Source organism: Pseudomonas sp. Z18(2022), assembly GCF_036346535.1.
Classification (GTDB): domain Bacteria; phylum Pseudomonadota; class Gammaproteobacteria; order Pseudomonadales; family Pseudomonadaceae; genus Aquipseudomonas; species Aquipseudomonas yamanorum_A.
Genome location: NZ_JAOTOA010000004.1, coordinates 68,691 through 91,537, shown reverse-complemented (window position 1 = coordinate 91,537; position 22,847 = coordinate 68,691). Strand labels below are relative to the sequence as shown.

Below are 22,847 nucleotides of genomic sequence, written 5' to 3'. Positions count from 1 at the left end.
CCAGCGCAATGCGCTATTAGGGTGAGGAGTGCGCGTTGTCATTAGTTGCCTAACTGTCTATACTCGGCCACCGACCGCCAAGGGCTTTTGGGCTTGCTTTCATTGGGGGTCGCACTCCCTGGGTGGTGCTTACCTGACCAGTGCACTCCCCAACAACTTTGCCCTGATTGTTAGGGGCTCTTCAGTGTGAAAAAAAGCCGTGAATAGCCAACGACCTGTAAACCTAGACCTAAGGACCATCAAACTCCCAGTCACTGCATACACGTCGATTCTTCACCGAATCTCCGGTGTCATTCTCTTTGTCAGCCTGGCCATCATGCTTTATGCATTGGACAAGTCGCTGAGTTCTGAAGAGGGCTTCGGTCAAGTGAAGGCGTGTCTGACCAGTCCGCTAGCCAAGCTAGTGATTTGGGGCATCCTGTCCGCCTTGCTGTATCACTTGGTTGCCGGTGTGCGCCATTTGATCATGGACATGGGCATCGGTGAGACGCTGGAAGGCGGCAAGCTGGGCTCGAAAATCGTCATCGCCATTTCCGTGGTGCTGATCGTTCTGGCAGGAGTTTGGATATGGTAACTAACGTCACGAACCTGTCGCGTTCTGGCCTCTATGACTGGATGGCGCAGCGCGTATCTGCGGTTGTCCTCGCGGCTTATTTCATTTTCCTGATCGGATACGTCGTAGCCAATCCAGGCATCGGCTACGCCCAATGGCATGAACTGTTCTCAAGCAACTGGATGCGTATTTTCAGTCTCCTGGCTCTCGTTGCCCTGGGCGCTCACGCCTGGGTCGGCATGTGGACCATTGCGACCGACTACCTGACGCCAATGGCGTTCGGCAAGTCCGCGACTGCTATACGTTTCCTCTTCCAGGCAGTATGCGGCGTCGCGATGTTCGCTTACTTCGTCTGGGGTGTGCAGATTCTTTGGGGTATCTGATTCATGGCTAACACAGTTAATACGCTTTCATTCGACGCCATCATCATTGGCGGCGGCGGTGCCGGCATGCGCGCTGCGCTGCAACTGGCCCAGGGCGGTCACAAGACTGCCGTGATCACCAAGGTGTTCCCGACCCGTTCCCATACCGTTTCGGCCCAGGGTGGCATCACCTGCGCCATCGCCTCCGCCGATCCGAACGATGACTGGCGCTGGCACATGTACGATACCGTCAAGGGTTCCGACTATATCGGTGACCAGGACGCTATCGAATACATGTGCTCCGTAGGCCCGGAAGCGGTCTTCGAGCTGGAACACATGGGTCTGCCGTTCTCCCGTACCGAACAGGGCCGCATCTACCAGCGTCCGTTCGGCGGTCAGTCGAAAGACTTCGGTAAGGGTGGCCAGGCCGCCCGTACCTGCGCCGCAGCCGACCGTACCGGTCACGCGCTGCTGCACACCCTGTACCAGGCCAACCTGAAGGCCGGCACCGTATTCCTCAACGAATACTACGGCGTCGACCTGGTGAAGAACGAAGACGGTGCCTTTGTAGGCATGATCGTTATCTGCATCGAAACCGGCGAAACCTCTTACGTGCGGGCTAACGCCACCGTATTGGCGACCGGCGGTGCAGGCCGTATCTACTCGTCCACTACCAACGCCCTGATCAACACCGGTGACGGTATCGGCATGGCCCTGCGTGCAGGCGTGCCGGTACAGGACATCGAAATGTGGCAGTTCCACCCGACCGGCATCGCCGGCGCCGGTGTACTGGTTACAGAAGGTTGCCGTGGTGAAGGTGGTTACCTGATCAACAAGAACGGCGAGCGTTTCATGGAGCGTTATGCTCCGAACGCCAAAGACCTTGCCGGTCGTGACGTTGTGGCCCGTTCCATGGTTAAAGAGATCATCGCCGGTAACGGCTGTGGTCCCGATGGCGACCACGTGATGCTGAAGCTCGATCACCTCGGTGAAGAAGTTCTGCACAGCCGTCTGCCAGGCATCATGGAACTGTCCAAGACCTTTGCCCACGTTGACCCGGCTGTTGCGCCGATCCCTGTTGTTCCAACTTGCCACTATATGATGGGCGGCGTTGCCACCAACATTCATGGCCAGGCGATCACCCAGGACGCCGACGGCGTCGACCAGATCATCCCTGGTCTGTTCGCAGTAGGCGAAGTGGCCTGCGTATCGGTTCACGGTGCCAACCGCCTGGGCGGCAACTCGCTGCTCGACCTGGTGGTATTCGGTCGCGCCGCCGGCCTGTTCCTGGAGCAGACCCTGAAGGAAGGCGTTGATTACGCTCGTCCACGCCAGTCCGACATCGACGCTGCCCTGGCACGTCTGGATGGCCTGAACTCGCGTACCGAAGGCGAAGACGTCGCCTCCCTGCGCAAAGAGCTGCAAAGCTGCATGCAGAACTACTTCGGTGTGTTCCGTACCGGCGAATACATGCAAAAAGGTATCGCCCAGCTGGCTGACCTGCGTTCGCGCATCGCCAACGTCAAGATCAACGATAAGAGCCAGGCGTTCAACACCGCTCGTATCGAAGCCCTTGAGCTGCAAAACCTGCTGGAAGTGGCTGAAGCGACCGCGATTGCCGCCGAGGTTCGTAAAGAATCCCGTGGTGCTCACGCTCGTGAAGACTATGAAGACCGCGACGACGAGAACTGGTTGTGCCACACCCTGTACTTCCCGGGTGACAAGCGCGTAACCAAGCGTGCCGTGAACTTCTCGCCGAAGACGGTTCCGACGTTTGAACCGAAGATTCGGACTTACTAAGGGTGGCTGCCATGTTGAAAGTCAGTGTTTATCGCTACAACCCTGATCAGGACGCTGCGCCGTTCATGCAGGAATTCCAGGTCGATACCGGTGGTAAAGACCTGATGGTGCTGGACGTACTGGCCCTGGTTAAAGAGCAGGACGAAGGTTTCTCCTATCGTCGCTCTTGCCGCGAGGGTGTTTGCGGTTCCGACGGCATGAACATCAACGGCAAAAACGGCCTGGCGTGCATCACGCCGCTGTCTGCCGTGGTTAAAGGCAACAAGCTGATCGTTCGTCCTCTGCCAGGTTTGCCGGTTATCCGTGACCTGGTCGTCGATATGAGCATCTTCTACAAGCAATACGAAAAGGTTAAGCCATTCCTGCTGAACGACACTCCGGCTCCGGCCATCGAGCGTCTTCAGACTCCGGAAGAGCGCGAGAAGCTGGACGGTCTGTACGAGTGCATCCTGTGCGCTTGCTGCTCGACCTCCTGCCCGTCCTTCTGGTGGAACCCGGACAAGTTCCTGGGTCCAGCTGCCCTGCTGCAAGCGTACCGCTTCCTGGCAGACAGCCGTGACACCAAGACAGCCGAGCGTCTGGCTTCGCTGGATGACCCGTTCAGCGTATTCCGCTGCCGCGGGATCATGAACTGCGTCAACGTATGTCCTAAAGGCCTGAACCCGACTAAGGCCATTGGTCACGTACGTAGCATGTTGCTGCAAAGCGGCGTGTAACTGACGTTGTAGTAAAGGCAGGACCGTTGTGCCCGTAGATGCTACGGCGCAGGCTTCAACCGGCGCCGTAGTTTTAACTTGAGCAGCGACTTACAAAGCCGCGGCTCTTATTTTGAAGAAATGAGACAAGCAGGGGCATTCGGGTTGGTACCCGAACTATCAGCGTGATCCTAAGTGGCTTGTTTTGGTCGCTGCACTTGGCCTTTTGCAAGCAAACTCGGTGTTTTCGCCGGTGGTGTCCCCAAATCGAGGGTGACCAAGCATGCAAGAAAGCGTGATGCAGCGCATGTGGAACAGCGGCTATCTTTCAGGTGGTAACGCTGCCTATGTGGAAGAGCTTTATGAGCTCTACCTGCACGACCCTAACGCTGTGCCAGAAGAATGGCGCACCAAATTTCAGACGTTGTCTTCAGACGGCAACGCTGCCACCGATGTATCGCACGCAACAATTCGCGATCAGTTCGTGCTGCTGGCAAAGAACCAGCGCCGCGCCCAGCCGGTTTCCGCCGGAAGCGTGAGCAGTGAGCACGAGAAGAAGCAAGTTGAAGTACTGCGACTGATCCAGGCCTACCGTATGCGTGGCCACCAGGCAGCCCAGCTTGACCCGCTGGGGCTGTGGCAGCGTCCTGCACCTGCAGACCTGTCGATCAATCATTACGGCTTGACCAATGCCGATCTTGATACGACCTTCCGTGCCGGCGACCTGTTCATCGGCAAAGAGGAGGCGAGCCTACGCGAAATTCACGAAGCGTTGCAGCAGACATATTGCCGCACCATCGGTGCCGAATTTACGCACATCACTGATTCCGAGCAGCGCCACTGGTTCCAGCACCGTCTTGAAGGCGTGCGTGGACGCCCGGTGCTGTCTGCAGACGTCAAGAGCCACTTGCTCGAGCGCGTCACCGCAGCGGAAGGCCTGGAAAAATACCTGGGTACCAAATACCCGGGCACCAAGCGTTTCGGCCTGGAAGGCGGCGAAAGCCTGATCCCGATGCTCGATGAGCTGATCCAGCGTTCCGGTTCGTACGGCACCAAGGAAATCGTGATCGGCATGGCCCACCGTGGCCGTTTGAACGTGCTGGTGAACACCTTCGGCAAGAACCCGCGCGAGCTGTTCGACGAGTTCGAAGGCAAGAAGAAGGTCGAGCTGGGTTCCGGTGACGTTAAATACCACCAGGGCTTCTCGTCCAACGTAATGACCACCGGCGGTGAAGTTCACCTGGCCATGGCGTTCAACCCATCCCACCTGGAAATCGTTTCTCCAGTGGTCGAGGGGTCGGTACGTGCGCGCCAGGATCGTCGTAACGACGCTACCGGTGAGAAGGTCCTGCCGATTTCCATCCACGGTGACGCGGCATTCGCCGGTCAAGGCGTGGTCCTGGAAACGTTCCAGATGTCGCAGACCCGCGGCTTCAAGACCGGCGGTACCGTTCACATCGTCATCAACAACCAGGTGGGCTTCACCATCAGCAACCCGCTGGACGCACGCTCTACCGAGTACGCGACCGACGTTGCCAAGATGATCCAGGCGCCGATCCTCCATGTGAATGGTGATGATCCGGAAGCCGTGTTGTTCGTGACCCAGCTCGCCATCGACTACCGCATGCAGTTCAAGCGTGACGTGGTCATCGACCTGGTCTGCTACCGTCGTCGCGGTCACAACGAAGCGGATGAGCCTAGCGGCACCCAGCCGTTGATGTACCAGCAAATCACCAAGCAGCGCACCACCCGTGAGCTGTACGCCGACAGCCTGATCAAGGCCGGCGTAGTGGACGATGCACGTGTTCAGGCGAAGATCGATGAATACCGCAACGCGCTGGACAACGGCCTGCACGTAGTAAAAAGCCTGGTCAAAGAACCGAACAAAGAGCTGTTCGTTGACTGGCGTCCGTACCTGGGCCACGCCTGGACTGCGCGTCACGACACCTCGTTCGATCTGAAAACCCTGCAGGAACTGTCTGCCAAGCTGCTGGAAATTCCAGATGGCTTCGTGGTACAGCGCCAGGTTGCGAAGATCTACGAAGACCGTCAGAAGATGCAAGCCGGCGGCCTGCCGATCAACTGGGGTTACGCTGAAACCATGGCGTACGCGACCCTGGCGTTCGAAGGTCACCCGATCCGCATGACCGGCCAAGACATCGGCCGCGGTACGTTCTCGCACCGTCACGCTGTGTTGCACAACCAGAAAGACGCGGGCACCTACATCCCGTTGCAGAACCTGTACGAAGGCCAGCCGCGTTTCGACCTGTACGATTCGTTCCTGTCCGAAGAGGCCGTACTGGCGTTCGAATACGGTTACTCGACCACCACGCCTCAGGCACTGGTGATCTGGGAAGCCCAGTTCGGCGACTTCGCCAACGGTGCCCAGGTGGTTATCGACCAGTTCATCACCAGCGGCGAGCACAAGTGGGGCCGTCTGTGCGGTCTGACCATGCTGCTGCCACACGGTTATGAAGGTCAGGGTCCGGAGCACTCCTCGGCCCGTCTGGAGCGTTACCTGCAATTGTGCGCCGAGCACAACATCCAGGTGTGCGTGCCGACTACCCCGGCCCAGATCTACCACTTGCTGCGTCGCCAGGTGATCCGCCCGCTGCGCAAGCCGCTGGTAGTGCTGACGCCGAAATCGCTGTTGCGTCATAAATTGGCCATCTCGACCCTGGAAGATCTGGCGGATGGTTCGTTCCAGACCGTTATTCCGGAAATCGACACCCTGGACGCGGCCAAGGTCACTCGCCTGATCCTGTGCAGCGGCAAGGTCTACTACGACTTGCTGGAAAAACGCCGTGCCGAAGGCCGCGAAGACATCGCCATCGTGCGGATCGAGCAGCTTTACCCGTTCCCGGAAGACGACCTGATGGAGGCCATCGCGCCTTACACCAACCTCACGAACGTGGTGTGGTGTCAGGAAGAACCGATGAACCAGGGCGCGTGGTACAGCAGCCAGCATCATCTGCGTCGCAGCATCGGCAACCATAAACAGGCACTGGGCCTGGAGTACGCCGGTCGTGATGCTTCTGCTGCACCTGCTTGTGGTTATGCATCGATGCACGCCGAGCAGCAGGAAAAACTGCTGCAAGATGCTTTCACTGTTTAACGCCTTCGCGCTGACTGAAACCGAATTTTAAGGACCCACAGATAATGGCTATCGAAATCAAAGCCCCGTCATTCCCGGAATCGGTTGCCGATGGCACCGTTGCCACCTGGCACAAGAAACCAGGCGAGGCCGTCAAGCGTGACGACCTGATCGTCGACATCGAGACCGACAAAGTCGTTCTGGAAGTGTTGGCTGAAGCTGACGGCGTGCTGGGCGCAATCGTTGCCGAAGAAGGCGCTACCGTTCTGTCGAACCAGGTACTGGGCTCGATCGAAGAGGGCAGCGCTGCTGCCGCGGCTCCTGCTCCTGCCGCCGCTGCACCGGCTGCTGCCGCAGCTCCAGCTGCTGCACCGGCTGCGGGCGGCGAAGATCCAATCGCTGCACCGGCTGCGCGTCAACTGGCTGACGAAAACGGCATCAACCTGGCTTCCATCAAAGGCACCGGCAAAGATGGCCGCGTGACCAAGGAAGACGTGGTTGCCGCCGTTGAAGCCAAGAAAAACGCTCCGGCTGCCGCGCCTGCCAAGGCTGCTGCCCCGGCTGCCGCTGCTCCTGTGTTCGCTGCTGGCGACCGCACCGAGAAGCGCGTACCGATGACCCGCGTTCGTGCAACCGTGGCCAAGCGCCTGGTTGAAGCACAATCGAACATGGCGATGCTGACCACTTTCAACGAAGTCGACATGACCGAAGTCATGGCACTGCGTTCGAAGTACAAGGACCTGTTCGAGAAGTCCCACAATGGCGTGCGCCTGGGCTTCATGTCGTTCTTCGTGAAAGCGGCCACCGAAGCGCTGAAACGCTTCCCGGCAGTCAACGCTTCCATCGACGGCGGCGACATCGTTTACCACGGCTACGCTGACGTCGGCGTTGCCGTGTCCAGCGACCGTGGCCTGGTAGTACCGGTTCTGCGTAACGCCGAGCTGATGAGTCTGGCTGAAATCGAAGGCGGCATCGCCAACTTCGGCAAGAAAGCCCGTGACGGCAAGCTGACCATCGACGAGATGACCGGTGGTACCTTCACCATCACCAACGGTGGTACTTTCGGTTCGATGATGTCGACGCCGATCGTCAACCCGCCACAAGCTGCGATCCTGGGCATGCACAACATCCTGCAGCGTCCTATGGCGATCAACGGCCAAGTGGTTATCCGCCCAATGATGTATCTGGCGCTGTCGTACGATCACCGCCTGATCGACGGTAAAGAAGCCGTGACTTTCCTGGTGACCATCAAGAACCTGCTGGAAGACCCGGCTCGTCTGCTGCTGGATATCTGATAAAGCGGCGGTGAGCCGCACCACCGGCCCTGTCGCAAGGCAGGTCGGAGTGCGGCTCACGGCTTGAAGCTTTTAGCTAAAGAGGATTTTTTTTCATGTCGCAGAAATTTGACGTTGTAGTGATTGGTGCGGGCCCTGGCGGCTACGTAGCCGCCATCAAGGCCGCACAACTGGGCCTCTCGACTGCTTGCATCGAAAAATACACCGACAAGGAAGGCAAACTGGCGTTGGGCGGTACTTGCCTGAACGTTGGCTGCATTCCTTCCAAGGCGCTGCTGGACAGCTCCTGGAAATTCCACGAAGCGCAAGACGGTTTTGCCATCCACGGCATCAACCACGCTGGCGTGACCATGGACGTGCCAGCGATGGTCGGCCGCAAGGCCAACATCGTTAAAGGCCTGACTTCCGGCGTTGCAACCCTGTTCAAGGCCAACGGCGTCACTTCCCTGCAAGGCCACGGCAAACTGCTGGCCGGCAAGAAAGTTGAAATCACCAAGCCTGACGGTTCGACCGAAATCATCGAAGCCGAAAACGTGATCCTGGCTCCAGGTTCGCGTCCAATCGACATTCCACCGGCTCCGGTTGACCAGAACGTGATCGTTGATTCGACCGGCGCCCTGGAATTCCAGGCAGTTCCAAAACGTCTGGGCGTGATCGGCGCTGGCGTGATCGGCCTGGAACTGGGTTCGGTCTGGTCCCGCCTGGGTTCTGAAGTCACCGTGCTGGAAGCCCTGGACACGTTCCTGCTGGCTGCCGACACCGCTGTGTCCAAAGAAGCTCTGAAAACCCTGACCAAACAAGGTCTGGATATCAAGCTGGGCGCGCGCGTTACCGGTTCCAAGGTTAACGGCGACGAAGTAGTCGTGACCTACACCGACAAGGATGGCGAACAGACCATCACTTTCGACAAGCTGATCGTAGCCGTTGGTCGCCGTCCAGTGACCACTGATCTGCTGGCTTCCGACAGTGGCGTGAACATCGACGAGCGTGGTTTCATCCACGTTGACGATCACTGCGCTACCACCGTGCCGGGCGTGTACGCCATTGGCGACGTGGTTCGCGGCATGATGCTGGCGCACAAGGCTTCCGAAGAAGGCATCATGGTTGTCGAGCGCATCAAGGGTCACAAGACCCAGATGAACTACGACCTGATCCCGTCGGTTATCTACACCCACCCGGAAATTGCATGGGTCGGCAAGAACGAACAGCAGTTGAAAGCTGAAGGCGTTGAAGTTAACGTCGGCACCTTCCCGTTTGCTGCTTCTGGCCGTGCCATGGCAGCCAACGACACCGGTGGTTTTGTCAAAGTCATCGCTGATGCCAAGACTGACCGCGTATTGGGCGTCCACGTGATTGGCCCAGGCGCAGCAGAACTGGTTCAGCAAGGCGCAATCGGTATGGAATTCGGCACCAGCGCCGAAGACATCGGCATGATGGTTTTCTCCCATCCGACCCTGTCCGAAGCGCTGCACGAAGCCGCGTTGGCAGTGAATGGCCATGCCATCCACATCGCCAACAAGAAGAAGCGCTAAGCGAGATAATAAGAAACCACGGCGGTTGCCCGTCGTGAGCCTTGTGCGCAAGACTCACCGCGGAATATCCGCTGGACGCAGTCTTGCGCAGTTTCACCACCCAGGGTTCAGGCTTTTGGTGGTTTGACTGTGCAAGCAGCAGTCACAGGTGGCGCGGCACTCAATAAAGAGCGCAGCGCCGAATGCGCAGTACCTAACGAAGACGGTAATAAGCATGAATCTTCACGAGTATCAGGGTAAGCAGCTGTTCGCTGAATACGGCCTGCCAGTATCCAAGGGTTACGCAGTAGACACCCCGGAAGCAGCAGCAGAAGCTTGCGACAAAATCGGCGGCACCGAGTGGGTTGTCAAAGCCCAGGTCCACGCTGGTGGTCGCGGTAAAGCGGGCGGCGTAAAGCTGGTTCGCAGCAAAGAAGACGCCAAAGCCTTCGCTCAGCAGTGGCTGGGCAAGCGTCTGGTGACTTACCAGACTGATGCCAATGGCCAGCCAGTCACCAAGATCCTGGTTGAATCGTGCACTGATATCGCTAAAGAGCTGTACCTGGGCGCTGTCGTTGACCGTTCGAGCCGTCGCATCGTGTTCATGGCCTCCACCGAAGGTGGCGTGGACATTGAGAAGATCGCCGAAGAAACCCCAGAAAAAATCCTGAAAGCCACTATCGATCCACTGGTTGGCGCTCAGCCATTCCAGGGTCGCGAGCTGGCATTCCAGTTGGGTCTGGAAGGCAAGCAAGTTGCCCAGTTCGCCAAGATCTTCGTAGGTCTGGCCAAACTGTTCCAGGATCACGATCTGGCCCTGCTGGAAGTGAACCCGCTGGTGATCAAGGCTGACGGCGATCTGCATTGCCTCGACGCCAAGATCAACATCGACGCCAACGCCATGTACCGTCAGCCTAAGCTGAAGACTTTCCACGATCCGTCGCAAGACGATCCGCGCGAAGCGCACGCTGCCAAGTTCGAACTGAACTACGTAGCGCTGGAAGGTAACATCGGTTGCATGGTCAACGGTGCTGGCCTGGCCATGGGTACCATGGACATCGTCAACCTGCATGGCGGCAAACCAGCCAACTTCCTCGACGTAGGCGGCGGTGCTACCAAGGAACGCGTTACCGAAGCGTTCAAGATCATCCTGTCCGACTCCAACGTCGCTGCAGTACTGGTCAACATCTTCGGCGGCATCGTTCGTTGCGACATGATTGCCGAAGGCATCATCGGTGCAGTGAAAGAAGTCGGCGTTAAAATCCCGGTGGTTGTTCGCCTTGAAGGTAACAACGCTGAACTGGGCGCTAAAGTACTGGCAGAAAGCGGTTTGAACATCATCGCTGCTACCAGCCTGACCGACGCTGCTCAACAAGTTGTCAAAGCTGCGGAGGGCAAATAATGAGCGTCCTGATCAATAAAGACACCAAGGTTATTTGCCAGGGTATTACCGGTTCCCAAGGTAGTTTCCACACCCAGCAAGCCATCGAGTACGGCACCAAGATGGTTGGCGGTGTAACTCCGGGCAAAGGCGGCACCGAGCACCTGGGCCTGCCAGTGTTCAACACCGTGAAAGATGCTGTAGCTGCCACTGGCGCCACCGCCAGCGTGATCTACGTTCCAGCTCCTTTCTGCAAGGACTCCATCCTGGAAGCAGCATTCGGCGGCATCAAGCTGATCGTTTGCATCACCGAAGGCATTCCTACCCTGGACATGCTGGACGCTAAAGTTAAGTGCGACGAGCTGGGTGTTACCCTGATCGGCCCTAACTGCCCAGGCGTGATCACTCCAGGCGAATGCAAGATCGGCATCATGCCAGGTCACATTCACTTGCCAGGTAAAGTCGGTATCGTTTCCCGTTCCGGCACCCTGACCTACGAAGCTGTGAAGCAGACTACTGACGCCGGTTTCGGTCAGTCGACTTGCGTCGGCATCGGCGGTGACCCGATCCCAGGCTCCAACTTCATCGACATCCTGAAGCTGTTCCAGGAAGACCCGAAGACCGAAGCGATCGTGATGATCGGTGAGATCGGCGGTTCGGCTGAAGAAGAAGCGGCTGCCTACATCAAGGCACACGTGACCAAGCCGGTTGTTTCCTACATCGCTGGTGTGACTGCCCCTGCTGGCAAGCGCATGGGCCATGCTGGCGCAATCATCTCTGGCGGCAAGGGCACTGCAGACGAGAAGTTTGCTGCCCTGGAAGACGCAGGCGTTAAAACCGTGCGTTCGCTGGCAGACATCGGCAAGGCTTTGTCCGAGCTGACCGGTTGGGCTGTCAAGTAAGCCTCGCGCTTAGCTGACGCTTCACCCCACAAAGGCCACCTTCGGGTGGCCTTTGTGCATTCTGGGGATTACTCATCGATTGTATGGAATGACGCCGACCAACTGTGGGAGCTGGCTTGCCTGCGATGCAGGCTACTCGGTGTTTCGGACGCACTGAGGTGATGCTATCGCAGGCAAGCCAGCTCCCACATTTGATCGCATTTCAAAATTTAGATATGAAAACGCGACATAAAAATGTCGCTTATCGGACAGTTCGCCCCGCAACAGTGCGTTTGACCCGCAAATTCGTTAGGCTAGCCGCCTCTTTATGCGTGCGCATCCCAAAAGGAAGCCCCGCGCCAGACCCGTCAGTCCCCATCAGGACCGGCAGTATTTCCCTCATCCATAGGGAAGCCCTCTCTAAATTCCGATTCAGTAGTGTGGTATTTCCTCAAATGAAAGTGTTGAAAAGCCAGGACATCCTGGCGTTGGGCTTTATGACTTTTGCCCTGTTCGTGGGCGCCGGCAACATCATCTTCCCGCCTATCGTCGGTTTGCAGTCCGGGCCTCATGTCTGGATGGCGGCGCTGGGCTTCCTGATCACAGCGGTCGGTTTGCCGGTGATCACCGTGGTTGCCCTGGCCAAGGTCGGTGGTGGCATGGATGCGTTGAGCAGCCCGATCGGCAAGATCGCCGGTGGCTTGCTGGCAGCGGCTGCTTACCTCGCAGTCGGCCCGCTGTTCGCCACCCCGCGAACCGCCACCGTGTCCTTTGAAGTGGGCCTGGCGCCGCTGACCGGTGAGAGCCCGCTGGCGCTGTTCCTCTACAGCTCGGTTTACTTCCTGCTGGTGTTTTTCATCTCGCTGTACCCGGGCCGCCTGCTGGATACCGTCGGTCGCTTCCTGGCGCCGTTGAAAATTATCGCCCTGGCCGTATTGGGCATCGCCGCCTTCGCCTTGCCGGCCGGTGATGTGGGTGTCGCTACCCCTGAATACGTGGCCGCACCGTTCTCCCAGGGCTTTATCAATGGTTACCTGACCATGGATACCCTCGGCGCCCTGGTATTCGGCATTGTGATCGTCAACGCGATTCGCTCCCGTGGGGTTGAGTCGCCGAAGCTGATCACCCGTTACGCGATCATTGCCGGGCTGATTGCCGGCCTGGGCCTGGCGTTGGTGTATATCAGCCTGTTCCGCCTCGGTTCGGGCAGCCATGAAGTAGCCGCCGGTGCCGCCAACGGCGCTGCCGTGCTGCACGCTTACGTCCAACACACCTTCGGCTCCTTGGGCAGCGGCTTCCTTGCCGTGCTGATTTCCCTGGCGTGCCTGGTGACTGCGGTAGGCCTGACCTGTGCCTGCGCCGAGTACTTCAGCCGTGTGCTGCCGCTGTCCTACAAGACCCTGGTGGTGATCCTGGCGGTGTTCTCGCTGTTTGTGTCCAACCTGGGCCTGACCAAGCTGATTGCGTTCTCGATCCCGGTACTGACCGCGATCTACCCGCCGTGCATCGTGCTGGTGGCCCTGAGCTTCTGTAAGGACTTCTGGCAGGAGCAAGGCCGGATCGTGGGCCCGGTAATGCTGGTGTCGTTCATCTTCGGCTGCATCGACGCGCTGAAGGGCGCCGGCCTGGCGGACTGGATGCCAGCGCAATTGGCTCACCTGCCGTTGAGCGAGCAGGGCCTGGCGTGGCTGGTGCCTTCGGTGATGACGCTGGTGGTTGCGGTGGTGATTGACCGCTTGCTGGGCAAACGCAGTGAAGCGATGGCTTAAACGTTTAGCCACTAACTTGTGCCGAGGTTTAGTTCGAAGTTTCGAGCTGCCCGGCCGGGTTAAAAACACCGGACAAAGTAAAGCCCGCTATTAAGCGGGCTTTCTTTTGCAACATGACTTTTCAAGTCACAGTGTTCAAGTCGTCAGACTCAAGAACCGGTTGCAGGTGTTGCTTCTTTCGCAGCAGCTTCGTTCGATTCAGCCTGAGCTTTGGCAGCATCGGCGTTTTCTTTCGCAGCGTCGTTCACTTTATCCTGTGCTTTCGCCATGTCTTTTTGAGCTTGCTCAGAGTGCGCTGCGGCGTCTTGGGCTTTGTCTTCGGATTTTTTGTCGCAGGCAGCGAGGCCGAGGGCAGCAGCCAGCATCATGGAAATAGCTAAAGTCTTGCGCATGGGGTGTTTCTCCTTATTGAAGATATCTACTGGCCTTTCGAGCCTATGCCCAACGCTTAGTTCCTTAAATTTCACAGATATATAAGGCTTTTCTCTAGGGAACTTTCAGCAAGGTTGTCTACTCCGCCGGCTCCACACTAATAAGAGTCTTTAACGAATGACCGAAAATCCTCTTTTATCCCGTGCCACACGTTTTGTTTCTGCCTTGCGTCACTGCCAGGTGCTGGGCATCCAGGTGCATGCCGCCAGTGAGGACGGCATGACCCTGGTGCTGCCCTATGGCCCGCATATCGTCGGTGATCCACAGACCGGAGTGATCCACGGCGGCGCGCTCACCTCCTTGATGGACACCGCCTGCGGCATGGCCACGTTATGCGTGCTGCCGGAATTCGAGGTCTGCCCGACCCTGGACCTGCGGGTGGACTACATGCACCCGGCCGAACCCCACAAGCCGGTGTTCGGTTTCGCCCAGTGCTACCGGGTGACCACCGACGTGATCTTCACCCGTGGCTTCGCTTATCAGGATGACCCCCAGCAGCCGATTGCCCATGTGGTGGGCACGTTCATGCGCATGGGCAAGCGCCTCAAGGGCAGCCAGGGCCTGGGGAATACGATCAAGGGAGAACAGGCATGACTCATCAGTTCAAGACCCGACTGCAGCAAGCCCACGAGCGCGGCAACTACGAGGCGCTGCTGAACCTGATTCCCTACGCCAAGCTGATCGGCATCGAATGCACGCGTCTGGGGGATGAATTGCTGTTCCGCATGCCGGCCAACAAGGACAACATTGGTAACCCGATATTACCGGCGATCCACGGTGGGGTGATCGCGGGCTTTATGGAGCTGTCCGCCGCCTTGCATCTGCTGGTATTCACCGGTGCGCCGGGCGTGCCGAAAATCATCGACTTCTCCCTGGATTACCTGCGCGCCGGGCAGTTTCGCGACACCTACGCCAAATGTCAGGTGTGGCGCCAGGGGCGGCGGGTGGCCAATGTGGCGATTACCGCGTGGCAGAGCACCCAGTCCGAACCGATTGCCACCGCCCGTGCGCATTTCAAGATTGAGGAACCGGCCCGCCCTTGAAATCCTGGTCTTAGCCCCCAACTTTGATGACAACCCGCCGCCAACCCTCAAGGGCGCGGCCACTGCCATCCAATTGGAGTTTGATGACCATGAGTGTGGAAACTCAAAAGGAAACCCTGGGCTTCCAGACCGAGGTGAAGCAACTGCTGCACCTCATGATCCATTCGCTGTATTCCAACAAGGAAATTTTCCTTCGCGAATTGATCTCGAACGCCTCTGACGCTGTCGACAAATTACGTTTCGAAGCCCTGTCCAAGCCTGAGTTGCTGGAAGGCGGCGCGGAACTGAAAATCCGTGTGAGCTTCGACAAGGACGCGAAAACCGTCACCCTCGAAGACAACGGTATCGGCATGAGCCGTGACGATGCGATCACCCACCTGGGGACCATCGCCAAATCCGGCACTGCAGATTTCATGAAGAACCTGTCGGGCGACCAGAAGAAAGATTCGCACCTGATCGGCCAGTTCGGCGTGGGCTTCTACTCGGCCTTCATCGTTGCCGACAAGGTTGAAGTATTCAGCCGCCGTGCCGGTCTTGCCGCCAGCGAAGGCGTGCACTGGTCTTCCAAAGGCGAGGGCGAGTTTGAAATCGCCACTGTCGACAAGGCTGACCGTGGTACGCGTATTGTCCTGCACCTGAAGTCCGGTGAAGACGAGTTCGCCGATGGCTGGCGTCTGCGCAATATCATCAAGAAGTACTCCGACCACATCGCGTTGCCGATCGAGTTGCCGAAAGAACAAGCGGCGGCCGAAGGCGAAGAAGCCCCAGCCCAGGAATGGGAAGTGGTCAACCGTGCCAGCGCCCTGTGGACTCGTCCTCGTACCGAAGTCAAAGACGAGGAATACCAGGAGTTCTACAAGCACATCGCCCACGACTACGAAAACCCACTGAGCTGGAGCCACAACAAGGTCGAAGGCAAGCTGGAATACAGCTCGCTGCTCTACGTACCGGCCCGTGCTCCGTTCGACCTGTACCAGCGTGAAGCGCCGAAAGGCCTGAAACTGTATGTGCAGCGCGTGTTCGTGATGGACCAGGCGGAATCGTTCCTGCCGTTGTACCTGCGCTTTATCAAGGGCGTGGTCGACTCCAACGACCTGTCGCTGAACGTGTCGCGGGAAATCCTGCAGAAAGACCCGATCATCGACTCCATGAAGTCGGCGCTGACCAAGCGCGTGCTCGACATGCTGGAAAAGCTGGCGAAGAACGAGCCTGAGCAATACAAGGGCTTCTGGAAAAACTTCGGCCAGGTCATGAAAGAAGGCCCGGCAGAAGATTTCGCCAACAAGGAAAAAATCGCCGGCCTGCTGCGTTTCGCATCGACCCACGGTGACGACGGCGAGCAGAACGTTTCCCTGGCCGAGTACCTGGCTCGCGCCAAGGAAGGCCAGGACAAGATCTACTACCTGACCGGCGAAACCTACGCCCAGGTCAAGAACAGCCCGCACCTGGAAGTCTTCCGCAAGAAAGGCATCGAAGTGCTGCTGCTGACCGACCGGATCGACGAGTGGCTGATGAGCTACCTCAGCGACTTCGACGGCAAGAGCTTTGTTGACGTCGCCCGTGGCGACCTGGACCTGGGCAACCTGGATTCCGAAGAAGACAAGAAAGCGGCTGAAGAAGTGGCCAAGTCCAAAGAAGGCCTGGTTGAGCGAATCAAGACTGCCTTGGGCGATGCCGTCAGCGAAGTGCGGGTTTCCCACCGTCTGACCGACTCCCCGGCGATTTTGGCCATCGGCGAGCAGGACCTGGGCATGCAGATGCGTCAGATCCTGGAAGCCAGCGGTCAGAAGGTTCCGGATTCCAAGCCGATCTTCGAGTTCAACCCGGCTCACCCGCTGATCGAGAAACTCGACGGCGAGCAGAGCGAAGAGCGCTTTGGCGACCTGTCGCACATCCTCTTCGACCAGGCCGCCCTGGCGGCTGGCGACAGCCTGAAAGACCCGGCCGCTTATGTGCGCCGACTGAACAAGCTGTTGGTTGAACTGTCGGTTTAACACCGTTGTAGAAAAACCCGCTTCGGCGGGTTTTTTCGTTTGTAGGAGCAAGCTTGCTCGCGAAAGACCTGAGAGCGCCGCGTGCGTTCAGGCAGCCCACGTCATCGTTATCGATCTTCGCGAGCAAGCTCGCTCCTACAACAGCATTTTCGTTTGTGCGTGATTCTTAAACTGGAGTAAATGATGAGCCAAATCACCGTGCGTTCCGTGGTCTATCAGATTGATGGCCAGTCTTATGAAAGCCGCCTGGCATTTGATGCCAGTCATAAGGGCCCGCTGCCAGGGTTGTTGATGGCGCCGAACTGGATGGGTGTGAGTGCCGGCGCTGAAGAGATCGCCAAGAGCGTCGCCAGCAAGGGCTACGTGGTACTGCTTGCCGACCTGTACGGGCAAACTGTTCGCCCGTCCAACGGTGATGAAGCCGGGGCGGCGATGATGCCGTTGAAGAATGACCGGGTGCTGCTGAACAAGCGCATGCAAGTCGCGCTTGATCACCTGAAAACCCAGACCGAAGCGGCGGTGGATACCTCGAAGCTGGCAACCTTCGGTTTCTGCTTCGGCGGCTGCTGCTCCCTGGAACTGGCGCGTACCGGTGCGCCGTTGAAAGCCGCCGTTTCGTTCCACGGCAGCCTCGACACACCGAACCCGGCCGATGCGAAAAACATCAAGGGTTCAGTGCTGGTGCTGCACGGCGCTTCCGACCCGCTGGTGCCGAAAGAGCAACTGCCGGCGTTTGAAGACGAAATGAACGCCGCCGGTGTGGATTGGCAATTGCTGAGCTACGGCGGTGCGGTGCACTCGTTTACCGACCCCCACGCGAATGTGCCGGGCAAGATGATGTACGACGCGAAGACCGCTGCACGGGCCTTCCAGTCGATGCATAACTTGCTGGATGAAGTGTTCAAGGGCTGATAGCTCGGTTACTTGAGCGGGCCTCATCGCCGGCAAGCCAGCTCCTACAGTTGGAACGCATTCCAACTGTAGGAGCTGGCTTGCCGGCGATTGCTATCTAATCAGCGATAATCTCTCAAGCCTTACTGTGGCAACTCAATCCGCTCACTTTCCCCCGGCACCACCGGCCAATCCCCGGCCGCCCAGCGCTGGCGAGCCTGCTCGATCAACGCCGGGTCACTCGCCACAAAATTCCAGTTGATCCGCCGTGGCCCATCCAGCGCCGCGCCGCCGAACACCACCAGATGGCAATCCGTCTCGGCAAACAGCGCGAGGCTTTCACCTGCCGGCAACACCACCAGGCTGTGCACCTCCAGCGCCTCACCCTCCAGGTGCGCTTCACCCTCCAACACATACACCGCCCGTTCCGCGTGCTCATCCGGGACCAGCAGCGTTGTAGCCGTCTGCATCCGCACCTCGGCATACAGCGTGGGCGACAACACTGGCACCGGCGATTCCAGGCAAAAGCCACTGCCGGCAATCAGGCGGATCTGCACGCCGAGGTTGTCACTCACCGGCAAGCTGGCGGCGGGGTGATGGCTGTAATGCCCTGGCCCTTGTTCATGATCCTTGGGCGAGGCCAGCCACACTTGCAGCCCGTGCAGGCTGAAACCACTCGCCTTGAGGGCTTCGGGGCTGCGTTCAACATGGGCAATGGCGCTGCCGGCGGTCATCCAGCTGACATCCCCGGCCTTCACCACCTGGTCGGAACCGAGGCTGTCCTTGTGCAGGAGTTCGCCTTCAAACAGGTAGGTCAGGGTCGAGAGGCCGATATGCGGGTGCTGGCGGATGTTCATGCCGGTGCCCGGGGCGTAGCGGGTTTGCAGCATATGGTCGAAAAACACGAAAGGCCCGACGCTGCGGCACTGCCGGGAGGGCAGCGGGCGCAGGATGGGTTGCCCTTCAACGTCTTCGGCGCGCGGGCGGATCACGGTCACTGTGGTCATGGTGCGTCCCAGTCTGAGCGGGTTGGATGCCCCTGAGCATAACCCGCTCGACGGGAGGTTGCCGCTACTGGCTGAAGGCGCCTTCCGAGAGCCGGGTCTCGATGGTGACTTCGGCCGTGGTCATCAGCTTGTGCACCGGGCAACGATCCGCCACGCGGTGCAGTTCATCGCGCTGCTCGTCGGTGAGTACGCCCTTGAGGGTCAGTTTGACGTTGAGCTTGTATTTGCCCTTTTGCTCTTCGGTGCTGTCATGGGTGACTTCCACGGTGACGCCGGTGAGCGGAATGTCTTTTTTCTGCGCATAGAGCTTGACGGTCAGGGCCTTGCACGACGCCAGCGCGGCATCGAAGTAATCGTGGGGAGAGGGCGCCGAGTCGTCGCCGCCCAGGCTCTTGGGCAGGTCGGTAAACAGCTCGTGGTTATTGATATTGACGCTGTGGCGGAAGTTTTCGGCGTTCAGCGTATTCACGGTAACAGGCATGGCAAACCTCACAGGGTGGCAGGAAGAAGGTCATGCAGTTATAGAGCATGCTGGCACCTTGGTGTTCCCTGTTGTTTACCGCTGAACCCGCAGGCGCGGCTTGAGGTCTACCTTCATTAGCCCTTGTTTGAGATTCCCCTGTGCGCCGGACCCGCCTGAGTATTGCCCTGTTGCTGGCCGCCGCGAGCCTTGCGGTACAGGCCCGCGACTATGCCTACAGCGATGCGCACCTGCATTATGTCGACTTTTTCCAGGAGTCGGCGGGCATGGGCAAGTTGCTTAAGGCCATGGCCGACAATCGCATCGAGCATGTGATGATTTCCGGGATTCCCGTGGCCAAGAAGTGGCACGAAGACGAACCCAAGCGCCCGCGCTATTACGCCGGGGATGACGCCGACGCCTATTGGTACAGCGCCACCGACGTGTTCGTCGCCGATGCGGTCAATAAACTGAGCCCGGAGCAACGCCAGCGCTTTCATCCGTTCCTCAGCGGGTTCAATCCCAACGATAAAAACGCCGCGTCCCACATCCAGCGCATGCTCGACCTCAATCCGGGGCTGTGGCAAGGCATCGGCGAAGTTTTCACCCGTCACGACGACCTGACCGCGCTCACCTCCGGCGACACCCCAAGGGCCAACAACGAGGCGATGACTCGCATCTATCACCTGGCGGCGGAGAACGATTTGCCGGTGATGGTGCATTCCAACATCACCTCCAAGCGTGAGAAAAATCCTTTGTACCTGGCGGAAATGGAGGAGCCACTGCGCAATCACCCGCACACTCGGTTTATCTGGGCCCACGCGGGCAGCAGCATGGAAATCCACCGCCACCAGACGCAGATGGATTTCTTGCTGCCGACTTTGGCACGCCTGCTGGAGGCTTACCCCAACCTTTACGTCGACCTGTCCTGGAGTGTGCTCACGCCTTACTTGCTGGATGAGGCGGGAAAGCCACGTCCTGAGTGGGTAAAGCTGGTGGAGCGCTTCCCGGACCGCTTCATGCTCGGTTCAGACGTGGTAGGGCGCTTCAACAAGCTCGGTAAGGAAATGCGCAGCTTCGACCCGTTCCTCGATGCGTTGCCTGACGACGTCGCCAGAAAGGTCGCACGGGATAACTTCCTGGCGGTCCTGCCCAAGCCTCGGTGATGGCCTTCGAGTTCACCGAACGCTGAATCGCTACAGCCGGGACGGGGCGATCATAAGGCGTTTTGATATCGCGTTTTCGTCTTACGCAAACCCCGTTTCTCGCCGATACCTTTCAAGAGCCCGCTGCAGGTGGATGCAGCGCTTTTGGAAGGATTCCTCGCATGAATATCAGAAGTCTGAATATTGCCCCTCGCGCCGGCCTGGGGTTTGGTTTGCTGGCGCTGATGGTGTTTGCCCTGGGCGGGTTTGCGCTGTTGCAGATGGGCAATATGCGCCAGCAGTCGGATCAGGTGGAAAACAACTGGCTGCCCAGCGTGATGGCGGTCGGCGAGATGAACCAGGACCTGCTGCGGGTGCGGGCCCTCACGTTGCGCCTGCTGCTCAACCGTGACCCGCAGGCGATCACTCAGAATGAACAGAAAATCACCGAGCTGAAAAATGGCCTGCACAAGGCTCAGTCCCTATACGAAGGGTTGATCGTGCTGCCTGAAGAGCGGGTGCTGTTCGATCGTTTTAAAACCGAAGAAGAGCGCTACCTGCAACGTCAGGAGCAGGTGCTGGCGTTTTCCCGGGCCAATCAGCTGGAAGACGCGATCAAGGTAGTCAACGGCGAGATGAACCAGTTGGCCGACGCGTTGGCTGGCACCCTGCGTGAGCTGGTGACGCTGAACAAGGTCAGTGCCAATCAGGCGGCGAGCCAGGCCCAAAGCGTGTTCGCCCAATCGCGCAGTTGGGTAGTTGGCATGATTGCCGTGACGGCGCTGATCACCATTGGCCTGGCGTTGCTGCTGACCCGCAGTATTGTGCTGCCGTTATCCCAGTCGCTGAAAGTCGCCCAGGGTGTTGCCAGCGGCGACCTGACGGGTGTGATCACCGTCAGCGGCAAGGATGAGCCGGCGCGTTTGCAGCAGGCGCTGAAAAGTATGCAGGAGAGTCTGCGGGAAACCATTCGGCGTATTTCCGATTCGTCGAGCCAATTGGCGTCCGCTTCCGAAGAGCTTAGTTGCGTGACGGAAGACGCGACCCGTGGGCTGCATCAGCAGAGTCAGGAAATTGAGCAGGCGGCCACTGCGGTCAATCAGATGACGGCGGCGGTGGAGGAGGTGGCGAGCAATGCGGTGGCCACTTCCCAGGCGTCGCGGGAGTCTGATCGTATCGCTCAGCATGGGCGAGAGCAGGTGCATCAGACGGTGTTGTCGATTGAGTCGCTGGCGGATGATGTGACGGCCAATGCGACTCAGGTGGAGGACCTGGCGCAGAAGGTGTATGGCATCAGCAAGGTGCTGGATGTGATTCGCTCGATTGCCGAGCAGACCAATTTGCTGGCATTGAATGCTGCCATTGAAGCGGCGCGGGCCGGGGATGCGGGGCGTGGGTTTGCGGTGGTGGCGGATGAGGTGCGGGCGTTGGCGCATCGTACGCAGCAGTCGACCCAGGAAATCGAGCAGATGATCAGTGGGATTCAGCAGGGGACTGATCAGGCTGTGAGTTCCATGCAGCAGAGCAACACCCGGGCGCGGTCGACGCTGGATATTGCCAAGTCGGCGGGTACGGCGCTGGAGGATATTGCTTCGGCGTTTACCCTGATTAATGAGCGCAACCTGGTGATCGCCAGTGCTTCGGAAGAGCAGGCGGCGGTGGCGCGGGAGGTGGATCGTAATTTGATGAATATTCGGGATTTGGCGCAGCAGACGTCGGCGGGGGCGAATCAGACCAGTGCGGCGAGTCAGGAGTTGTCGCGGTTGGCGGTGGATCTGAACACTATGGTGGCTAGGTTTTCGGTTTAGGTTTTTGGAGGGGGCATATCCGTTATTTAGGTAACGGCGGCTTATGGTTTCGCTCTTACAGCGAGTCACTTTGCAAAAGCGGCAAAGTAACCAAAACGCTCTGCCCCGCCTGTCGGCACCTCGCCTAGGCTCGGTGTTCCCTCACTCCGGCATTGCTCCGCGGGCCGCCGCGACGGGGCGTCCCTGCCCCGTCGCGGCTAAACCGGCGTCCTGCCGGTTTACCCGCTCCTCAATCCCTGCGTTCGGCCTCGGGCTGAATGGGGCAGTCAGATCAAGAGCAAGATCAACAGCACGGCGGCCTGAAAGCCGACCTGAGTGTTAAAAGCAAGATCCAGAGCGAAAGCAGAGCTGCTTTTCTGTAGGAGCTGGCTTGCCTGCGATGCAGACAACTCGGTACATCAGATACACCGAGGCGATGCCATCGCCGGCAAGCCAGCTCCTACAGTGGACCGTGCTCGCTTTAGATTTTGATGTTGCCTTTGCTTCACCACACTCAAGCCGGCCTGTAGGCCGCTGTGCTGTTGATCTGCTTTTGATCTTGATCTTAGCCGCGACGGGGCAGGGACGCCCCGTCGCGGCGGCCCGCTTCGTGCTACCGGAGAGAGGGCACACCGAGCCTAGGCGAGGTGCCGAGTGGTGGGGCAAGAGCGTTTTGCTTACTTTTGCGCTGTTCAAAAGTGAGCCGCTGTAAGAGCGGAACCCATAGCGGCCCTGACCGCAGAAACG

19 protein-coding genes are annotated in these 22,847 nt (G+C 58.7%); 16 read left to right on the top strand and 3 right to left on the bottom strand.

The annotated features are described in order from the left end of the window. Positions 1 to 199: 199 nt before the first annotated feature. From sdhC to brnQ, 10 genes are all read left to right on the top strand, one after another. Entirely contained in the window at positions 200 to 574 is a 375-nt protein-coding gene (sdhC, locus tag V3W39_RS11190; RefSeq protein ID WP_330212638.1) for a succinate dehydrogenase, cytochrome b556 subunit, read from the top strand. Continuing rightward, the gene (gene sdhD, locus V3W39_RS11185; protein ID WP_330212637.1) at positions 568 to 936 is read left to right on the top strand and encodes a succinate dehydrogenase, hydrophobic membrane anchor protein; all 369 of its coding nucleotides are present in this window, start codon (positions 568 to 570) and stop codon (positions 934 to 936) included. Before sdhC ends, sdhD begins: the two co-directional genes overlap by 7 nt. A gap of 3 nt (positions 937 to 939) precedes the next feature. Then, the gene (gene sdhA / locus V3W39_RS11180; RefSeq protein WP_063028200.1) at positions 940 to 2,715 is read left to right on the top strand and encodes a succinate dehydrogenase flavoprotein subunit; all 1,776 of its coding nucleotides are present in this window, start codon (positions 940 to 942) and stop codon (positions 2,713 to 2,715) included. A gap of 11 nt (positions 2,716 to 2,726) precedes the next feature. Then, positions 2,727 to 3,431 (top strand): succinate dehydrogenase iron-sulfur subunit, encoded by a 705-nt coding sequence (locus V3W39_RS11175; RefSeq protein WP_177043091.1) that lies wholly within the window; start codon positions 2,727 to 2,729, stop codon positions 3,429 to 3,431. 262 nt (positions 3,432 to 3,693) lie between these two features. Further along, positions 3,694 to 6,525 carry a 2-oxoglutarate dehydrogenase E1 component gene (locus V3W39_RS11170; protein ID WP_177043092.1) on the top strand — a complete coding sequence of 944 codons (2,832 nt, stop codon included), beginning with the start codon at positions 3,694 to 3,696 and terminating at the stop codon, positions 6,523 to 6,525. Between the two features lie 44 nt (positions 6,526 to 6,569). Continuing rightward, complete coding sequence (gene odhB, locus V3W39_RS11165; RefSeq protein WP_177043093.1) at positions 6,570 to 7,799, top strand: 2-oxoglutarate dehydrogenase complex dihydrolipoyllysine-residue succinyltransferase; 1,230 nt, start codon at positions 6,570 to 6,572, stop codon at positions 7,797 to 7,799. Positions 7,800 to 7,894: 95 nt separating this feature from the next. Further along, a complete protein-coding gene (lpdA, locus tag V3W39_RS11160) occupies positions 7,895 to 9,331 on the top strand; it encodes a dihydrolipoyl dehydrogenase (protein ID WP_177043094.1) in 1,437 nt (478 codons plus the stop codon). Positions 9,332 to 9,545: 214 nt separating this feature from the next. Then, positions 9,546 to 10,712 carry an ADP-forming succinate--CoA ligase subunit beta gene (gene sucC, locus V3W39_RS11155; protein WP_003210567.1) on the top strand — a complete coding sequence of 389 codons (1,167 nt, stop codon included), beginning with the start codon at positions 9,546 to 9,548 and terminating at the stop codon, positions 10,710 to 10,712. Next, positions 10,712 to 11,593, top strand: coding sequence for a succinate--CoA ligase subunit alpha (sucD, locus tag V3W39_RS11150; RefSeq protein ID WP_010166265.1), 882 nt, complete (start codon positions 10,712 to 10,714; stop codon positions 11,591 to 11,593). The genes sucC and sucD overlap by 1 nt, the downstream gene beginning before the upstream one ends. 434 nt (positions 11,594 to 12,027) lie before the next feature. Next, a complete protein-coding gene (brnQ, locus tag V3W39_RS11145; RefSeq protein WP_177077206.1) occupies positions 12,028 to 13,341 on the top strand; it encodes a branched-chain amino acid transport system II carrier protein in 1,314 nt (437 codons plus the stop codon). A gap of 149 nt (positions 13,342 to 13,490) precedes the next feature. On the opposite strand, the gene V3W39_RS11140 is transcribed toward brnQ, so the two are convergent. Further along, positions 13,491 to 13,733, bottom strand: a complete 243-nt coding sequence (locus V3W39_RS11140) for a hypothetical protein (RefSeq protein WP_003210564.1) — start codon at positions 13,731 to 13,733, stop codon at positions 13,491 to 13,493. Between the two features lie 157 nt (positions 13,734 to 13,890). Here V3W39_RS11140 and V3W39_RS11135 point away from each other — a divergent pair, with 157 nt between their 5' ends. From V3W39_RS11135 to V3W39_RS11115, 4 genes are all read left to right on the top strand, one after another. Beyond that, a complete protein-coding gene (locus V3W39_RS11135; protein ID WP_177113565.1) occupies positions 13,891 to 14,367 on the top strand; it encodes a PaaI family thioesterase in 477 nt (158 codons plus the stop codon). Then, on the top strand, positions 14,364 to 14,816 hold the full coding sequence (locus V3W39_RS11130) for a PaaI family thioesterase (RefSeq protein ID WP_177043097.1): 453 nt from the start codon (positions 14,364 to 14,366) through the stop codon (positions 14,814 to 14,816). Before V3W39_RS11135 ends, V3W39_RS11130 begins: the two co-directional genes overlap by 4 nt. 89 nt (positions 14,817 to 14,905) lie before the next feature. Further along, positions 14,906 to 16,810 (top strand): molecular chaperone HtpG, encoded by a 1,905-nt coding sequence (gene htpG, locus V3W39_RS11125; protein WP_167663594.1) that lies wholly within the window; start codon positions 14,906 to 14,908, stop codon positions 16,808 to 16,810. Between the two features lie 183 nt (positions 16,811 to 16,993). Then, positions 16,994 to 17,722: a dienelactone hydrolase family protein gene (locus tag V3W39_RS11115; protein WP_258347106.1), complete on the top strand. Its 729-nt coding sequence runs from the start codon at positions 16,994 to 16,996 to the stop codon at positions 17,720 to 17,722. Between the two features lie 122 nt (positions 17,723 to 17,844). Here V3W39_RS11115 and V3W39_RS11110 read toward each other — a convergent pair whose 3' ends face one another. Beyond that, positions 17,845 to 18,708 (bottom strand): pirin family protein, encoded by an 864-nt coding sequence (locus tag V3W39_RS11110; RefSeq protein ID WP_177043099.1) that lies wholly within the window; start codon positions 18,706 to 18,708, stop codon positions 17,845 to 17,847. 64 nt (positions 18,709 to 18,772) lie between these two features. After that, positions 18,773 to 19,189, bottom strand: a complete 417-nt coding sequence (locus tag V3W39_RS11105) for an OsmC family protein (protein ID WP_003210558.1) — start codon at positions 19,187 to 19,189, stop codon at positions 18,773 to 18,775. 140 nt (positions 19,190 to 19,329) lie between these two features. Between V3W39_RS11105 and V3W39_RS11100 the strand changes: the two genes are divergently transcribed. Next, positions 19,330 to 20,334, top strand: a complete 1,005-nt coding sequence (locus V3W39_RS11100; protein WP_177043100.1) for an amidohydrolase family protein — start codon at positions 19,330 to 19,332, stop codon at positions 20,332 to 20,334. Between the two features lie 161 nt (positions 20,335 to 20,495). After that, entirely contained in the window at positions 20,496 to 22,121 is a 1,626-nt protein-coding gene (locus V3W39_RS11095; RefSeq protein WP_330212636.1) for a methyl-accepting chemotaxis protein, read from the top strand. The last annotated feature ends 726 nt before the right edge of the window (positions 22,122 to 22,847 follow it).

Excerpts from the sequence above, each read along its gene's own strand:
- V3W39_RS11095 (WP_330212636.1), top strand. The coding sequence starts at position 20,496 with ATGAATATCAGAAGTCTGAATATTGCCCCTCGCGCCGGCCTGGGGTTT.
- odhB (WP_177043093.1), top strand. The coding sequence starts at position 6,570 with ATGGCTATCGAAATCAAAGCCCCGTCATTCCCGGAATCGGTTGCCGAT.
- V3W39_RS11115 (WP_258347106.1), top strand. The coding sequence starts at position 16,994 with ATGAGCCAAATCACCGTGCGTTCCGTGGTCTATCAGATTGATGGCCAG.
- sdhD (WP_330212637.1), top strand. The coding sequence starts at position 568 with ATGGTAACTAACGTCACGAACCTGTCGCGTTCTGGCCTCTATGACTGG.
- htpG (WP_167663594.1), top strand. The coding sequence starts at position 14,906 with ATGAGTGTGGAAACTCAAAAGGAAACCCTGGGCTTCCAGACCGAGGTG.
- sucD (WP_010166265.1), top strand. The coding sequence starts at position 10,712 with ATGAGCGTCCTGATCAATAAAGACACCAAGGTTATTTGCCAGGGTATT.
- V3W39_RS11130 (WP_177043097.1), top strand. The coding sequence starts at position 14,364 with ATGACTCATCAGTTCAAGACCCGACTGCAGCAAGCCCACGAGCGCGGC.
- V3W39_RS11135 (WP_177113565.1), top strand. The coding sequence starts at position 13,891 with ATGACCGAAAATCCTCTTTTATCCCGTGCCACACGTTTTGTTTCTGCC.
- V3W39_RS11140 (WP_003210564.1), bottom strand. The coding sequence starts at position 13,733 with ATGCGCAAGACTTTAGCTATTTCCATGATGCTGGCTGCTGCCCTCGGC.
- lpdA (WP_177043094.1), top strand. The coding sequence starts at position 7,895 with ATGTCGCAGAAATTTGACGTTGTAGTGATTGGTGCGGGCCCTGGCGGC.
- brnQ (WP_177077206.1), top strand. The coding sequence starts at position 12,028 with ATGAAAGTGTTGAAAAGCCAGGACATCCTGGCGTTGGGCTTTATGACT.
- V3W39_RS11175 (WP_177043091.1), top strand. The coding sequence starts at position 2,727 with ATGTTGAAAGTCAGTGTTTATCGCTACAACCCTGATCAGGACGCTGCG.
- V3W39_RS11170 (WP_177043092.1), top strand. The coding sequence starts at position 3,694 with ATGCAAGAAAGCGTGATGCAGCGCATGTGGAACAGCGGCTATCTTTCA.
- V3W39_RS11105 (WP_003210558.1), bottom strand. The coding sequence starts at position 19,189 with ATGCCTGTTACCGTGAATACGCTGAACGCCGAAAACTTCCGCCACAGC.
- sdhA (WP_063028200.1), top strand. The coding sequence starts at position 940 with ATGGCTAACACAGTTAATACGCTTTCATTCGACGCCATCATCATTGGC.
- V3W39_RS11110 (WP_177043099.1), bottom strand. The coding sequence starts at position 18,708 with ATGACCACAGTGACCGTGATCCGCCCGCGCGCCGAAGACGTTGAAGGG.
- sucC (WP_003210567.1), top strand. The coding sequence starts at position 9,546 with ATGAATCTTCACGAGTATCAGGGTAAGCAGCTGTTCGCTGAATACGGC.